The organism is Pseudidiomarina aestuarii (genome assembly GCF_048263735.1).
In the GTDB taxonomy this organism is placed as follows: Bacteria; Pseudomonadota; Gammaproteobacteria; order Enterobacterales; family Alteromonadaceae; genus Pseudidiomarina; species Pseudidiomarina aestuarii_B.
Genome location: NZ_JBLXDX010000001.1, coordinates 215,238 through 230,784 on the forward strand (window position 1 = coordinate 215,238; position 15,547 = coordinate 230,784).

Genomic DNA, 15,547 nt, shown 5'->3' on the forward strand with positions numbered 1-15,547 from the left:
ATGTGGATTCTGTGGGCTGTGACCCTATTATGGGCAGCAAGCTTTTCACTCATCGGTGAATTTCTCGCCGGCCACGTTGATGGCTATCTCGCCGTCTTTATCCGCATGGCACTCGCATTACTAGTATTCGCGCCATTGTATCGCTGGCGTCGCCTGCCACTCCTACGACAACTTCAACTGGCCGCGATTGGTGCGATTCAAATCGGCATCATGTACTTATTTTTGTATCACGCATTTCTGTACTTGAGCGTTGCAGAAGTACTGCTCTTTACTATCTTCACGCCGCTCTACGTAGTCCTCATTGATGACGTTATTTTTAACAAACAACATCTGCCGTTGCGCTGGTGGTTGGCTACTGCCGTGGCCGTAGTTGGCGCCGCTATTATTCGTTATGAAACCGTCAGTTCGGATTTTTGGTTCGGTTTTGCTCTCATTCAAGCCGCAAATATATGCTTTGCGGCTGGTCAAATCTGCTACAAACGCCTACCACTAGGAGATGAGCGTAATCAATTACATGTCTTCGCACCATTTTTTGCCGGTGCTGCGGTCATCACTGCATTCGCAGCGTTGTGGTTTGGTAACCTGCAGTTAGCGCCGCAAACCTCCCTGCACTGGGGCATTCTCCTCTGGCTTGGTATTGTTGCATCAGGGCTTGGCTACTTCGCCTGGAATGTCGGCGCCAAACGCGTCAATACCGCTCAGTTGGCCACCATGAATAATATGCTTATACCCGCAGGACTGCTGGTTAACTTCGTGTTCTGGGGCCAAAATGTGGACTGGTTACGGCTGATTCTTGGCGCGCTCGTGTTGGGCTTCGCCGTGTGGCTCGCAAGCCCACGGCGAAGTCGCAGAACTACATAAGTTCGACGGCAACGGCAACAGCTTCACCGCCACCAATACAGAGTGACGTAACACCACGCTTCTTACCGTGTTGTTGCAGTGCATGCAGCAATGTGACTAACAACCGTGCACCACTAGCTCCAATGGGATGGCCGAGTGCACAAGCACCGCCGTTCACATTGACCCGCTGATGATCCAGCTTCATTTCCTGCATCGCCAACATGGTTACCATGGCGAATGCTTCATTAATTTCCCAGAGGTCAACACTGTCTTGTTGCCATTGAATAGCATCGAGCAGTTTGCGCATCGCACCAATTGGCGCAACGGTAAACTCAGCGGGTGCCTGCGAATGCGTCGCATGGCCCATCACTCGTGCTAGCGGCTTCAAGCCTTGCTTCAACGCGTCACTCTCGCGCATTAAGACCAGCGCAGCCGCGCCATCAGAAATTGAACTGGAATTGGCTGCTGTAATCGTTCCGTCCTTCGCAAAAGCCGGACGCAAACCGGGGATTTTCTCTGGCATGGCTTTGCCTGGCTGTTCATCGATATCGACGGTCACATCACCTTTACGGGTGGTTACCGTCACCGGTGTAATTTCAGCAGTAAAAGTACCTGACTGAATGGCCGTTTGCGCACGGCGCAGTGATTCAAGAGCAAATTCATCCATGGCCTCACGACCAATGCCATACTCATCTGCGGTGCTTTGTGCATAGCAGCCCATAGCTTTGCCTTCGTAGGCATCTTCCAAACCATCCAACATCATATGGTCGAGAATCTGGTCATGGCCCATGCGAATACCTGCACGCGCTTTTTTCAATAAATACGGTGCATTCGACATGCTTTCCATCCCACCAGCGACCACCACATCAGCGGAACCCGCGGTCAATAAGTCATGTGCAAACATTACGGCCTTCAAGCCCGACCCACACACTTTGTTAATGGTGGTTGCGCCTGCACTGCGCGGTAAGCCCGCGTGCAACGTTGCCTGCCGCGCCGGCGCTTGACCTAAGCCTGCAGGTAATACATTACCCATAATGACTTCTTGTATCGCGTTCGGCTCCAGCCCACTCTCGGCGACCGCTGCTCGGATAGCCGCAGCTCCCAGCATCGGGGCGCTAACCGCACTCAAACTACCCTGAAAACCACCCATAGGGGTGCGCTTTGCAGCGACAATGACAATTGCATCAGAACTAGACATACCTACTCCTCAAAGACGGTGGACAGTGGATAGTGGACAGTGAAAGGTGAACAGTGAATAGAAAAGACAAAGACAAAGACAAAGACAAAAGATTAAAAACTAGGAATTAGCTTTTTAGTCTTTTCGGTTCACTGTTCACTATTTACTATTCACTATTCGTTTCACATGACCTTTACGTTAACGTCAACTTCGATTAAGCTTACCTCTTCTATTAGCCAGAATGCAAGCGCACATGAGCACACCTACTACATACAGCATCGGCGAACTCGCTCGGGAATTTGATATTACGACCCGCAGCATTCGCTTTTATGAAGACCAAGGCTTGTTGACACCGAGTCGGCAAGGGCAAACTCGACTTTACACCAATAAAGATCGGGTTCGATTAAAGCTCATTTTGCGCGGTAAACGATTAGGCTTTTCACTCGCTGAAACGAAAAATCTGTTTGATCTGTACGACATGGAAAACAGTAGTGTTCGGCAGTTACATACGGTTTTGGAATTGATTGACGACAAGAAGCTCTCTTTACGTCAACAACTCGAGGACATCAAAGTTCTATTGGTCGAGTTAGGGAATCTTGAGGAACGCTGCCGCGATGAACTGGCAGAGTTACAGCATGCCCCGGCCCCATCTACAGTTATCCAGGAGAAGTTATGATCAGCCAGTACAGCGTCTTCAATTTTGGCTTGGGCGAAACCGCGGACATGATTCGTGAGTCCGTCAACGCATTTGCTCGGGAAGAAATCGCACCTCGCGCTGCAGAAATTGACCACAACAACGAGTTCCCAGCTGACTTATGGCGGAAGTTCGGTGACTTAGGCTTGCTCGGTATCACCGTTGATGAAGCTTACGGTGGCTCTGGTTTGGGTTATCTCGAACATGTCATCGCCATGGAAGAAATCAGCCGTGCATCTGCATCCGTCGGCTTGAGCTACGGTGCGCACTCTAACCTGTGTGTCAATCAAATTGCTCGCAACGGCAATGAGGAACAGAAGCAAAAGTATCTGCCAAAATTGTGTTCAGGCGAACATGTCGGCGCCCTAGCGATGAGCGAACCCAACGCTGGCTCAGACGTGGTGAGTATGAAATTGCGTGCGGACCTCGACGGTGACCACTATGTTCTGAATGGCAACAAAATGTGGATTACTAACGGCCCAGATGCTGACGTTTTGGTGGTCTACGCGAAAACCAACGCTGAGAAAAATTCGCGCGGAATTACCGCGTTCATCATCGAGAAAGACTTTCCTGGTTTTAGCACTGCGCAGAAACTCGACAAATTAGGCATGCGCGGTTCGAATACCTGTGAATTGGTGTTTGATAATTGCCGCGTACCACGCGAAAACATTCTGGGTGAACTCGACAACGGCGTCGAAGTACTGATGAGTGGTTTGGACTACGAGCGTGCCGTCCTTGCCGCAGGTCCATTAGGTATTATGCAGGCGTGCTTGGATGTGTGTGTGCCTTATGTGCATGACCGTAAGCAATTCGGTAAAGCGATCGGCGAATTTCAGCTGGTGCAGGGAAAGTTAGCAGACATGTACACGCGGACGAACGCTGCACGGTCATATGTGTATGCGGTTGCACAATCGTGTGATCGCGGTGAAACTACTCGCAAAGACGCAGCAGGTGCGATTCTCTACTCTGCTGAACTTGCTACTCAATTAGCCTTGGACGCTATCCAGTTACTGGGTGGTAATGGCTATATTAACGAATACTCGACTGGTCGCTTGTTACGTGATGCCAAACTGTATGAAATTGGCGCCGGTACGTCAGAAATTCGCCGTATGTTGATCGGCCGCGAACTGTTTAGCGAATCAGCTTAATCAAGGAGTCACGTGTGACCGTATTATCCAGTGCAGTCAATCCGAAAGACCCAACTTATGCAGCCAATGCAGAAGCGATGCAAAAAGTGGTCGCTGATTTACAAGCAAAGGTGCATGCAATTAAGCAAGGTGGCGGGCCTAAGTATCAAGAACGTCATTTGGCGCGCGGCAAGTTATTAGCTCGGCAGCGCATCGAAAAGCTCATAGATAGTGGTTCACCCTTTCTTGAAATCGGCCAGTTTGCTGCGTGGGAATGTTACGACGACTATGTACCCGCAGCAGGTGTTGTAGCTGGTATTGGTCAAGTCGAGGGCGTGCAATGTATGATCGTCGCTAACGATGCCACGGTGAAAGGTGGAACCTATTACCCACTTACGGTCAAAAAACATCTCCGTGCGCAAGAAATTGCTGAACGCTGTCATTTGCCGTGTATTTACCTAGTCGACTCAGGCGGTGCTAACCTGCCCCGCCAAGACGAAGTATTTCCGGACCGTGATCACTTCGGTCGGATCTTCTTTAATCAAGCGCGGATGTCCGCACTCGGCATTCCTCAAATCGCCGTCGTAATGGGCTTATGTACCGCCGGTGGCGCTTATGTGCCGGCCATGGCTGACGAGAGTATTATTGTTAAAGAGCAAGGCACCATCTTCCTAGCCGGTCCCCCCCTAGTCAAAGCGGCTACCGGTGAAGAAGTCAGTGCCGAGGAACTCGGTGGTGCCGATGTCCACACGCGGGTATCTGGCGTTGCCGACCATTTTGCGCAAAACGATGAGCACGCCTTAGCGTTGGCGCGTCGTTCTGTTGCACGACTAAACTTCAAACCAGCGCATCCAGTGCCGCAGCATGCGGTTGAAGATCCGCTGTACGACGCTGCAGAAATCTATGGGATTGTCGGAACCGATCTGCGTAAACCTTACGATGTACGAGAAGTGATTGCGCGGATTGTTGACGGTTCCAATTTTGACGAGTTTAAACAAAATTACGGCAACACCTTGGTCACTGGTTTCGCCCGTATTCATGGCTACCCTGTTGGCATCGTTGCAAACAATGGCATCTTATTCTCTGAATCTGCACAAAAAGGTGCTCATTTCATTGAACTGTGTGCACAGCGCAAAATTCCTCTGGTGTTTTTACAGAACATTACCGGCTTTATGGTCGGTAAAAAGTACGAAGCCGAAGGTATTGCGAAGCACGGCGCCAAAATGGTGACCGCTGTCAGTTGTGCTGAAGTCCCTAAATTTACCGTGTTAATCGGTGGTAGTTACGGCGCTGGTAATTATGGCATGTGTGGTCGTGCTTATGATCCGACTCTCATGTTCATGTGGCCAAATGCCCGCATTTCAGTGATGGGCGGTGAGCAAGCCGCCGGTGTAATGGCGCAGGTAACCAAAGACAATTTAGCACGCCAAAATAAGACCTTGTCGGCAGCGGCTGAAAAAGAATTGAAAGAGCCTATTGTTGAGCAATATGAAGCGCAAGGGCACCCCTACTACGCATCAGCACGCCTCTGGGATGATGGCATTATTGACCCTGCACAAACTCGCACCGTGTTGGGCCTTAGTCTTGCTGCTGCGAACAATGCGCCAATTGCCGACACGAAATTCGGCGTCTTCCGAATGTAAGGATGGGTTATGAACTATCAGTATATTCAGCTCGAACACCAAGAGAGCGTCAGTTATCTGACGCTGAATCGACCAGAGGTACACAACGCTTTTGATGATCGGATGATCGCGGAGTTGTTGCATGCACTAGACAGTATCGATGAACATCCAACTTGTCGTGTCATGGTTCTACGAGCCGTTGGTAAGAATTTCTCTGCTGGAGCCGATCTGAACTGGATGCGCTCTATGGCGGAGAAAGATTTCGACGAGAATCTAGCCGATGCTGGTGAATTATCCGCATTGATGGAGCGACTCGATACCTTAAGCAAGCCTACTATCGCATTAGTGCAAGGTGCCGCTTTTGGCGGTGCTGTAGGTTTAACGGCCTGTTGCGACATTGCCATTGCGCACAATCAAGCGAGCTTTTGTTTAAGTGAAGTGAAAATTGGTCTTATCCCGGCAGTCATCAGTCCTTATGTGATGCGTGCAATGGGCACTCGCCAAGCACGCCGATACATGCTCACTGCCGAACGTTTTGGCGCGTCAGTGGCTCATGACACAGGGCTCGTGCACACAGTGGCCGATGACCTCGAATCCGCGCTGCAACCTTTGCTGACCGCGCTTATTGATAACAGTCCGGCAGCCGTCACCGCGGCGAAACGGCTAGCGCTTGATATCGACCAACAACCTTTGAACGAAGCCACTCGGCGTACCACTATCGAACGCATTGCTGCGATTCGTGTTTCTGCCGAGGGACAAGAAGGCTTACAAGCGTTTCTCGAGAAACGCACACCAGCATGGAAAAAAGGATAAGGCATGTTGCAAAAGTTACTGATTGCCAATCGTGGTGAAATTGCTTGTCGCATCATCCGCACAGCAAAACGTTTAGGTATTCGGACCGTAGCCGTCTACTCGGATGCGGATCGTCACGCTCAACACGTCCAACTTGCCGATGAAAGCGTATTTCTTGGCCCTGCTCCCAGCGCCGAGAGCTACTTAGTCGTCGATAAAGTGATTCAAGCAGCGCGTGATACTGGTGCCGATGCCATTCACCCTGGTTATGGCTTCCTATCAGAAAACGAAGATTTCGCTGAGGCCTGCTCCAAACACAATATTATTTTCGTCGGTCCTCCGGTAAGCGCCATTGCCGCAATGGGCTCCAAAAGTGCTGCAAAAGCCATCATGAGTGAGGCGGAAGTGCCACTGGTTCCGGGCTATCATGGCAGCGAACAAAGCATCGAAAAGCTGCAAGCTGAAGCTCAGAAAATTGGTTTCCCAGTGCTGTTAAAAGCTGCCTATGGTGGCGGTGGTAAGGGTATGCGCATCGTGAACAACGATAGCGAGTTTGCCGACGCACTGAAATCAGCGAAGCGGGAAGCCCAAGCCTCTTTTGGCAACGATAAAATGTTGGTCGAAAAGTATCTCGGTAATCCCCGCCATGTCGAAATTCAAGTGTTTTGCGACCAGCACGGCAATGCTGTGTACTTGGCTGAACGGGATTGCTCGGTGCAGCGTCGCCATCAAAAAGTGATTGAGGAAGCACCTGCTCCGGCTATCAGTCAACGCACTCGCGAGGCTATGGGCGAAGCGGCAATTCGAGCTGCACAAGCCATTGATTATGTCGGTGCTGGCACGGTAGAGTTTTTGCTCGACAGCGACAGTAAGTTCTACTTTATGGAGATGAACACACGCCTCCAAGTTGAACACCCCGTCACCGAAATGGTGACTGGCCAAGATTTAGTTGAGTGGCAATTGCTGGTTGCCAGCGGTGAGACATTGCCGCTCGCGCAAGATCAAATTCAAGTGACTGGACACGCGTTCGAAGCACGTATTTATGCAGAAGATCCTGAGCACGAATTCCTTCCAAGCACAGGTACCCTGCATGTCTTGCGCACGCCTGCGACTGACTCGCACATACGTATCGACAGCGGTGTTATCGAAGGTGATGAAGTCAGCGCTTATTATGACCCGATGATCGCAAAGCTGATCGTGTGGGGCGAGAATCGAACGATCGCGCTCCGCCGTCTCGTCCAAGCCTTGCACGAATACCGCGTTGGCGGTGTCAAAACCAATATCGATTTTCTCCGGCGAATTGCCAATCACCAGCAATTCCAGCGCGCTGAGCTGACCACTCGGTTTATCGAAAAATACGAGTCAGACTTATTCGTCGATACTCAGCCATTCGTTGCCGAGTATGCAGTTATTGCTGCGTTAGCTGAAGTTTCCGGTGCCGTAACTGCCTCGGCAAACCCATGGGCGCAAAGGAACGGGTTCCGGCTCAACCAAGCGCCGTGCTTTGAATTGGCATTACAGTACCAAGATGAAGCAGTGAACGTCGCGATTGAACAAACACCACAAGGCTGGATCCAAGCGGATCAACCGGACATTGTTTGGCAAGCTCACTATCAAGGTGATCGTCTCATCGTCAGTCGCAACCAACGACAGTTCTCGGTTTACGTCTTTAATGCTGGCAATGAAATCACCGTATTTACTGAGCACGCGAGTCTTCGATTTATTCGCCATCGTGTTGCCGATACCCTGAGTGATGATCAAGCCGCAGGTAGCATGACTGCGCCAATGAACGGAACTATTGTTGAGGTGATGGTCGCAGCCGGTGATACCGTTGCCGCTGACCAAGCTGTCGTGATCATGGAAGCAATGAAAATGGAATACACCATCCGTGCCAGCCATGCCGGTACCGTGGAGAATGTTTTCTATGCTGCAGGTGATCTCGTCAGTGATGGCGCTGAACTGTTAAGTATTACTCCTGAGGAGTCCTAATATGGCACTGCCACAGCGCGTAAAGCTAGTCGAAGTCGGTCCTCGTGATGGGCTCCAAAATGAGCGTAATGTCGGTACTGCAGCAAAAGTCGAACTGATTAATCAATTATCGGCGAGCGGTTTAACCTATATTGAATCCGGCTCATTCGTCAGTCCGAAGTGGGTGCCACAAATGGCTGACAGTGCCGAGGTGTTCGCAGCCATCGAACGTCGCTCTGGCATTACTTATGCAGCGTTAACGCCCAATCTCAAAGGGTTCGAAAATGCGATGCTGGCAGGTGCCGATGAAGTTGCAATTTTTGGTGCCGCTTCCGAAGGTTTTAGTCAACGCAACATCAACTGCAGTATCGCCGAGAGCTTAGAGCGGTTTGAACCCGTTATTGCGGCAGCAAAAGCCAAACAAATAAAGGTGCGCGGTTATATCAGTTGCGTTCTCGGTTGTCCTTACGATGGTGATATTCTCCCCTCACAAGTGGCTGCCGTAGCTCAGCAACTGTATCGCATGGGCTGTTACGAAATTTCATTGGGTGACACTATCGGTGTTGGTACTCCACTTGCAGCGCAGCGCATGTTAAGTGCAGTTGCGGAGCGTGTTCCGATGGACCAATTAGCATTGCACTTTCACAATACCTATGGTCAAGCACTTGCCAATATCGCCAGTTGCTTACCGTTGGGTGTGAGCACTATTGACAGCGCGGTAGCTGGATTGGGCGGCTGTCCCTATGCAAAAGGTGCAAGCGGCAATGTTGCGTCTGAAGATGTGGTGTATATGCTGCATGGGATGGGCATAGAAACTGGCGTTGATTTGAATCAGTTGATTGCGGCGGGTCGCTCTATCTGTACCACCCTGCAACAAGCGCCCCGCTCGCTAGTAGCACAAGCTGAAATTGCAAAACAAGGATCTGTAGAATGACGCGTTTATGGCAACCGACTGCTGAGCAAATTCAATCCGCTCGCATGACCGATTTCCTACAACAAGTAAATCAGCAATTCGAGCAAAGCTTGGCGAATTATCACGACCTCCATACTTGGTCGGTGCAGCACAGCGATCAGTTTTGGCGTTATATCTGGGACTATTTCGATGTCATCGGCAATCCGGGTAGCACCATAGTTGAACATCCAGAACGTATTCCCGGAGCACAGTGGTTTCCGCAAGCGCGTTTGAACTTTGCAGAAAACCTACTCCGTCATCGTGACGATAAAGTGGCACTAATCTTTCGCGGTGAAGACGGCACTCGACAACAACTGAGGTATGCCGAACTGTATCAATCTGTTGCCGCGCTGGCGGCTGCAATGCGCGCGCAGGGTGTCACTCAAGGCGACCGTGTTGCGGCTATGATGCCGAACAGTATTGAAACGATTGTCGCGATGCTCGCAACCACCAGTATCGGCGCTATTTGGTCGTCATGCTCACCGGACTTCGGGGTCCAAGGCGTCCTCGATCGCTTTGGCCAAATCGAGCCAAAAGTATTCATCACCGTAGATGGCTACTTTTATAATGGTAAAAAATTATCCATAGCCGACAAAGTAGCCGCCATTCGCGCTGAACTGCCATCAGTCACGCAAACCATTCGCGTCGATTTTGCGCACTTAGACTTGCCAGTAGAAACCGGCATGAGCCGTTGGCAAGACTTTCTTGATACTACCGCAACCAGCGTTGAATTTACCCCAATGGGCTTCAATGACCCGCTCTATATCATGTTCAGCTCAGGCACCACTGGCGTGCCCAAGTGTATCGTTCACGGCATCGGCGGCACGCTCTTGCAGCATCTCAAAGAGCACGGTCTCCACACTGACTTGAATCGAGAGGATGTATTCTTCTACTTCACTACGTGTGGCTGGATGATGTGGAACTGGCTGGTATCCGGTTTAGCCTCTGGCGCTACCCTTCTACTCTTTGATGGTTCACCCTTCTATCCGCAGCCAAGCGTACTTTGGGATATCGCCGAAGAAGAGCATATCTCTATTTTCGGAACTAGCGCTAAATATTTATCCGCGTTGGAAAAGGCTGACTATAAGCCCAGCGAACACCATTCACTTGAGGCTTTACGAGCTATTCTTACAACTGGCTCTGTATTGACGCCTGAGAGTTTTGATTATGTGTATCGCGAAATCAAATCTGCAGTGTGTTTGTCGTCGATTTCAGGTGGCACCGATATTGTTTCCTGCTTTGCGTTAGGCTGCCCAATCCTGCCCGTTTACCGGGGTGAATTGCAATGCGTTGGGCTTGGACTCGACGTCCAGGTATTCAATGATGCAGGCCAACCCGTCACCGGCGAAAAAGGTGAACTTGTGTGCCGCAATAGTTTCCCCAACATGCCCATCGGTTTCTGGGCTGACCATGACGGTAGCAAGTATTTCAATGCCTATTTCGCGCGCTTTGACAACATTTGGGCACACGGCGATTACGCCGAAATCACCGAGCACGATGGCGTGATCATTTATGGCCGCTCTGATGCGGTGTTAAATCCGGGTGGTGTGCGCATTGGTACTGCTGAGATTTACCGTCAAGTGGAGAAAGTCGAAGCCGTTCTTGAGAGTATCGCAATCGGCCAACGTTGGCAGGATGATGAACGTGTTGTGCTCTTTGTTCGATTGCGTGATGGTATTCAACTGGATGATTCGCTCCGCCAAGAAATTAAAATGGTGATTCGTCAACATGCGACACCGCGCCATGTGCCAGCGGTCATCGCCCAAGTGGATGATATTCCGCGTACCATTAGTGGAAAAATTGTCGAACTGGCGGTACGCCAAGTGGTACACGGTGAAACGGTGAAAAATACCGATGCCTTAGCGAACCCGCAAGCGCTGGAGCAATTTCGCAACCGCGCTGAGTTAGCCGAGTAATTAACCAATGCTGTCAATTTGGCGCCGCCTCCGAGGTTACCTCATCGTCTTATTGGTAGGCGGTCTAATGACGTACGTCAGTCATGACTTCTTTGCGAATACGGAACGCGAAGTTATTCTTGCCAAACAATCTGAGCAACTGCGTGAAATCGAGTACACAGTGAGCCGTGAGCTGTTGCAAACCATCTACATCAGTGAGTGGCTAGCACAGGAAGTAACACGCTCGCCAACTCCTATTTTGCAGCGCCTCCGTGGTACTGATGTCCTCATTCGCCGCTACTTCCCGAGTATCGATAGTGTCTTCTTTGTCGAGACCGGCGCTCGCCAAGATCCGCGCCTCTACCAAGTTACTGATGATGTAATTATTAGCTCGTCGAATGACCCTATTCATGATGCTATTTTTAAGGCTGTGACGCAGACCCGGATGGCATTAGCAGCACCGAGTGATGCCCGCATCATCGCCAGTGACTTCGAGCAACTATTTATTGCTGTGCGCATTGAGCGAACTCTTGAGTCAGGTATTTTATTGTTGCGCTTCAATTTGCGCGACTTCATGCGTGATGTCATGAACATTGTGCTTGAAGAGGGGTATCAATTTCAGCTTTGGAACCAAACTGAAGTTATTTTTAACTTTTCTGGTGACTTAAGCACCCGTAATGACTGGACGGTCTATAGTCGCTTGCGCATTGACGACACGAGCTTTCGAAGCGAACTGTGGCCGACCCAAGAGCGCTTAAATGCCAGCCTCTCCTCAACACCACAACTAACAGTCGCGATTGGCAGCGCCCTGACCCTGTTAGGGATGTTTATTTTTGCTTTGGCTCGTTTGCTACAGCGACGCGGGCAAATGCTTCGAGACGCACTCGCGAAGGCGAATGAGAAGCTACAACGGCAGCATAACTTAGACCAGCAAGTACGGTTCTTGCGCGAGCATGATGAACTCACCGAATTACCCAATCGCCAAGCCTTAATGAATTATTTGCGCGGTGAAATTAACGCCATCGAACAACGCAAGGGCCAGCTATTGGCTGCGCACATGAATTTGGATGCGTTTCGAAAGTTAAATGAAGCATTGGGACATTCGATGGGTGATGAAGTGCTCCGTCGTATTGCGCATCGACTCCGGAAATTCTGCCCGCCTCGGGGTTTTGTCGCTCGTTTAAGCGGCGATGAATTCGTTCTTATTTTGCCCGATATTTATACCGATGAGCAGGCACTCGAGGCCGCTCACCAAATTCAAGCGCTGGTTGCGCCACAATTCTATATTGAAAAACATGAAGTGTACTGTTCGTGTGCTATTGGTCTCGCTTTTGCCAACGATGCTGATTACCAACCGACTCGCCTCCTCCAACAAGCCGAGATGGCTCTGAATGAGGCGCGCCGCCAAGGTTATAACGGTGTATCTATCTATACGCGTCGCCAGCAAGATGAATTGGTGCAACGACGACTCCTGCTCAGTCAGCTCTATCACGCCATTGAGCATGAGCAAGTGGAAGTGCACTACCAACCTGTCTTTGATTTAAAGACGCAAAAAATTTGTCGTATCGAAGCACTCATACGTTGGCGGCAGCATGCCAGTCGCTTATTGCAGCCGGATGAGTTTTTACCGATTATTGAAGACACGGGGCTCATTGTTCCGGTCACACAACGCTGTATTCGGCAAGTTGCTGATGACATTTCTGCCTTGCGTGAAGCGGGCCATAAAGACTTAGTCGTACATTTGAATTTTTCTGCGAAACAGCTCGGTATGACCTCGCTCGCCAATGAGCTCAGTGAATTGCTCACGCGGACCCAACTGCCACCGCAACAATTGGCCATCGAGCTGCGCGATTATGTATTTATCAATGGGGTGCAGCAACAACCGCAACATATCTCTGCCCTGTTACATTTGGGAATTCAAATATTTATCGATACGGTCGGCATCCATCATGAAACCACTCATGCGTTAAAACACGTGGCGCCTCATGGTATGAAGATTAATCGGTCATTGATTAGTCAAATTCCGGTCGATACAGTAAACAGTAAAATTACCAACACCATACTAGAACTAGCGGACCAACAAGATTTACAAGTGATTGCAGTAGGCGTTGAAAACCAACAACAAATCGACTATTTGCTGCAACGAAGCTGTTTTCTTGCCCAAGGCCATTTTTTATGCCGTCCGTTGTCCCACGCTCAGCTGTTATCATTGCTGGCATCTGACAAACAAGCATTTGTAGTAGGAGAAGATTATGCAGAATGAAGCCATCGAACGTGAAAGCATGGACTGTGATGTAGTGATTGTCGGAGCTGGCCCTGCCGGTTTGGCAAGTGCGATCAAACTCGCTCAGTTAGCCCAAGAGCAGCAACAGGAACTGATGATCTGTGTGGTCGAAAAAGGCTCTGAAGTCGGTGCCCATATCCTCTCAGGAGCAGTGTTTGAGCCGCGCGCACTGGATGAGCTGTTGCCGGATTGGAAGAACTTAGGTGCTCCTTTGAACACACCGGTCACAGGTGATGAAATTCTGCTGTTAAAAGATCAAGAGAAGTCCACCAAACTGCCCGGCTTCATGGTGCCTAAGACCTTTCACAATGACGGTAATTACATCACCAGCATGGGCAACGTCTGTCGCTGGTTAGCTGAGCAAGCCCAGGCGTTGGGTGTTGAGATTTTTCCCGGCTTCCCAGCCGCTGACATCATTGTTGAAGACGGTCGTGTCGCCGGCATCATTACTGGCGATATGGGTTTAGACCGCGACGGTCAGCAGAAATCGAGCTTCGAACCTGGGATGGAACTCCGTGCGCGTTACACTATCTTTGCCGAAGGTTGTCGCGGCCATTTAGGCAAGCGGTTACAGGCTCAATTTAATCTTGCTGATGATGCATCTCCGCAACACTATGCCATTGGCTTTAAAGAAATTTGGGATATTCCAGCGGAGCAACATCAGCCCGGTTTAGTAGTGCATACCACGGGTTGGCCACTTGGCGATAATGGCACGGGTGGTGGTTATCTGTATCACGCCGAAGATGGTCAGGTGTATGTGGGTTTGATTGTGGACTTAAACTATACCAATCCACATTTGAATCCATTTGCTGAATTCCAACGCTTCAAAACCCATGCGGCTATTGCGAAGACCTTAAACAACGGTAAGCGAGTCACCTACGGTGCACGCGCTATTACCAAAGGTGGTCTGCATTCGCTCCCGAAAATGAGTTTTCCAGGCGGCCTATTGGTAGGCTGTAATGCTGGCACCTTAAACTTTGCCAAAATCAAAGGTAATCACACCGCGATGAAGTCAGGTATGCTGGCCGCTGAAACTATTTTCGCGGCCTTGCAGAGTGAGTCCCCTGCAGCTGACTTGACCGATTATCAAGATCGTTTCAAGTCATCTTGGCTCTATGATGAGCTGTATCGTTCGCGGAACTTTGGTCCAGTTATTCATAAGTTTGGCACCTGGTTAGGTGGAGCCTATAACACGCTCGATCAAAATTGGTTTGGTGGCAAATTACCGTTTACCATTAAAGATAAAAGACCCGATCATGAGGGAATGCAGAAAGCTGCTGACGCTCCCACTATTGATTACACCAAGCCCGATAATAAACTTACTTTTGATCGATTATCATCAGTTTATTTATCGAATACCAATCATGAAGAAGAACAGCCGTGTCATTTACAATTAGCGGATAAAGCAGTTCCACTGACCGTTAATCTGCCGGAATTTGCTGAACCTGCGCAGCGCTATTGCCCTGCGGGAGTGTATGAAATCGTCGAAGAAAATGGCGAATCCGTATTTAAAATAAATGCACAAAATTGTATTCATTGTAAAACTTGCGATATTAAAGACCCATCTCAAAATATAACGTGGGTAACTCCTGAGGGAGGCGGTGGTCCAACTTATCCTAATATGTAAAATTGATTTTAATTAACTAAATGAAATTGTAAGATATAGCTGACAAATAAATAAGATTGTCGTCTTGGTTATTTATCTGTTTAATAAATACAATTTTTAAACAATATTTATTTAATTAAAAGTGGATAAGAAAGCAATGAGTGAATTTACAAGTATTTTAACCCATGGACGACGCTTAAAAGCAGCGGTAAAGGAATTATCGGTTTCTGAATTAGAAGAAGTTCAGGAAAAATTGGCAAAAGTGATTGCTGATCGCGCAGAGGAAGAAGCGCAGTTGCTCCAGCAAGAAGCTGAAAAGCGTCGCAAAATTGAAGAATTGCGTAAAGCGATGGACGCTGCAGGTATTGATCCTAGTGAATTACTGGGTGATAGCGCAGCAGCACCAAAGACGCGTCGCAAGCGCGCTCCTAAGCCACCGAAATATGCAATTAAAGATGATTCAGGTGAACGTATTACTTGGACCGGTCAAGGGCGCATGCCTAAGGCATTGAAGAATGCAGTGGACCGTGGCGAAAAACTGGAAAAGTTTTTAATTTAATACCTTTTCAGTCCCTCATTAAAAAAGCAGC

12 protein-coding genes are annotated in these 15,547 nt (G+C 49.5%); 11 read left to right on the forward strand and 1 reads right to left on the reverse strand.

Features of this window, described 5'->3' with window-relative positions:
* The gene (locus ACN0S4_RS01025; RefSeq protein ID WP_417655895.1) at positions 1-861 is read left to right on the forward strand and encodes an EamA family transporter; all 861 of its coding nucleotides are present in this window, start codon (positions 1-3) and stop codon (positions 859-861) included.
* On the opposite strand, the gene ACN0S4_RS01030 is transcribed toward ACN0S4_RS01025, so the two are convergent.
* Entirely contained in the window at positions 854-2,038 is a 1,185-nt protein-coding gene (locus tag ACN0S4_RS01030; protein WP_417655896.1) for an acetyl-CoA C-acyltransferase, read from the reverse strand. The two genes, ACN0S4_RS01025 and ACN0S4_RS01030, sit on opposite strands and share 8 nt — an antisense overlap.
* A gap of 232 nt (positions 2,039-2,270) precedes the next feature.
* Between ACN0S4_RS01030 and ACN0S4_RS01035 the strand changes: the two genes are divergently transcribed.
* The 10 genes from ACN0S4_RS01035 (at position 2,271) to ACN0S4_RS01080 (ending at position 15,516) form a co-directional block, all read left to right on the forward strand.
* Complete coding sequence (locus tag ACN0S4_RS01035) at positions 2,271-2,693, forward strand: MerR family transcriptional regulator (RefSeq protein ID WP_417655897.1); 423 nt, start codon at positions 2,271-2,273, stop codon at positions 2,691-2,693.
* Positions 2,690-3,859: an isovaleryl-CoA dehydrogenase gene (locus tag ACN0S4_RS01040; RefSeq protein WP_417655898.1), complete on the forward strand. Its 1,170-nt coding sequence runs from the start codon at positions 2,690-2,692 to the stop codon at positions 3,857-3,859. The genes ACN0S4_RS01035 and ACN0S4_RS01040 overlap by 4 nt, the downstream gene beginning before the upstream one ends.
* Before the next feature lie 14 nt (positions 3,860-3,873).
* Positions 3,874-5,481 (forward strand): carboxyl transferase domain-containing protein, encoded by a 1,608-nt coding sequence (locus ACN0S4_RS01045; protein WP_417655899.1) that lies wholly within the window; start codon positions 3,874-3,876, stop codon positions 5,479-5,481.
* Positions 5,482-5,490: 9 nt separating this feature from the next.
* Positions 5,491-6,273 (forward strand): enoyl-CoA hydratase-related protein, encoded by a 783-nt coding sequence (locus tag ACN0S4_RS01050; RefSeq protein WP_417655900.1) that lies wholly within the window; start codon positions 5,491-5,493, stop codon positions 6,271-6,273.
* 3 nt (positions 6,274-6,276) lie between these two features.
* Positions 6,277-8,241, forward strand: coding sequence for an acetyl/propionyl/methylcrotonyl-CoA carboxylase subunit alpha (locus ACN0S4_RS01055; protein WP_417655901.1), 1,965 nt, complete (start codon positions 6,277-6,279; stop codon positions 8,239-8,241).
* 1 nt (position 8,242) lies between these two features.
* The gene (locus ACN0S4_RS01060) at positions 8,243-9,154 is read left to right on the forward strand and encodes a hydroxymethylglutaryl-CoA lyase (RefSeq protein ID WP_417655902.1); all 912 of its coding nucleotides are present in this window, start codon (positions 8,243-8,245) and stop codon (positions 9,152-9,154) included.
* Positions 9,151-11,088 (forward strand): acetoacetate--CoA ligase, encoded by a 1,938-nt coding sequence (locus ACN0S4_RS01065; RefSeq protein ID WP_417655903.1) that lies wholly within the window; start codon positions 9,151-9,153, stop codon positions 11,086-11,088. Before ACN0S4_RS01060 ends, ACN0S4_RS01065 begins: the two co-directional genes overlap by 4 nt.
* 67 nt (positions 11,089-11,155) lie before the next feature.
* Positions 11,156-13,330, forward strand: a complete 2,175-nt coding sequence (locus ACN0S4_RS01070; RefSeq protein WP_417655904.1) for a putative bifunctional diguanylate cyclase/phosphodiesterase — start codon at positions 11,156-11,158, stop codon at positions 13,328-13,330.
* A gap of 4 nt (positions 13,331-13,334) precedes the next feature.
* Positions 13,335-14,978 (forward strand): 4Fe-4S dicluster domain-containing protein, encoded by a 1,644-nt coding sequence (locus tag ACN0S4_RS01075; RefSeq protein ID WP_417656544.1) that lies wholly within the window; start codon positions 13,335-13,337, stop codon positions 14,976-14,978.
* A 136-nt stretch (positions 14,979-15,114) separates the two neighbouring features.
* The gene (locus ACN0S4_RS01080) at positions 15,115-15,516 is read left to right on the forward strand and encodes an H-NS family nucleoid-associated regulatory protein (RefSeq protein ID WP_417655905.1); all 402 of its coding nucleotides are present in this window, start codon (positions 15,115-15,117) and stop codon (positions 15,514-15,516) included.
* The last annotated feature ends 31 nt before the right edge of the window (positions 15,517-15,547 follow it).

What these genes read in the sequence shown, in the direction of transcription:
- ACN0S4_RS01025 (WP_417655895.1), top strand. Translation starts at nt 1, where the DNA reads ATGTGGATTCTGTGGGCTGTGACCCTATTATGGGCAGCAAGCTTTTCA.
- ACN0S4_RS01030 (WP_417655896.1), bottom strand. Translation starts at nt 2,038, where the DNA reads ATGTCTAGTTCTGATGCAATTGTCATTGTCGCTGCAAAGCGCACCCCT.
- ACN0S4_RS01035 (WP_417655897.1), top strand. Translation starts at nt 2,271, where the DNA reads ATGAGCACACCTACTACATACAGCATCGGCGAACTCGCTCGGGAATTT.
- ACN0S4_RS01040 (WP_417655898.1), top strand. Translation starts at nt 2,690, where the DNA reads ATGATCAGCCAGTACAGCGTCTTCAATTTTGGCTTGGGCGAAACCGCG.
- ACN0S4_RS01050 (WP_417655900.1), top strand. Translation starts at nt 5,491, where the DNA reads ATGAACTATCAGTATATTCAGCTCGAACACCAAGAGAGCGTCAGTTAT.
- ACN0S4_RS01055 (WP_417655901.1), top strand. Translation starts at nt 6,277, where the DNA reads ATGTTGCAAAAGTTACTGATTGCCAATCGTGGTGAAATTGCTTGTCGC.
- ACN0S4_RS01060 (WP_417655902.1), top strand. Translation starts at nt 8,243, where the DNA reads ATGGCACTGCCACAGCGCGTAAAGCTAGTCGAAGTCGGTCCTCGTGAT.
- ACN0S4_RS01065 (WP_417655903.1), top strand. Translation starts at nt 9,151, where the DNA reads ATGACGCGTTTATGGCAACCGACTGCTGAGCAAATTCAATCCGCTCGC.
- ACN0S4_RS01070 (WP_417655904.1), top strand. Translation starts at nt 11,156, where the DNA reads ATGACGTACGTCAGTCATGACTTCTTTGCGAATACGGAACGCGAAGTT.
- ACN0S4_RS01080 (WP_417655905.1), top strand. Translation starts at nt 15,115, where the DNA reads ATGAGTGAATTTACAAGTATTTTAACCCATGGACGACGCTTAAAAGCA.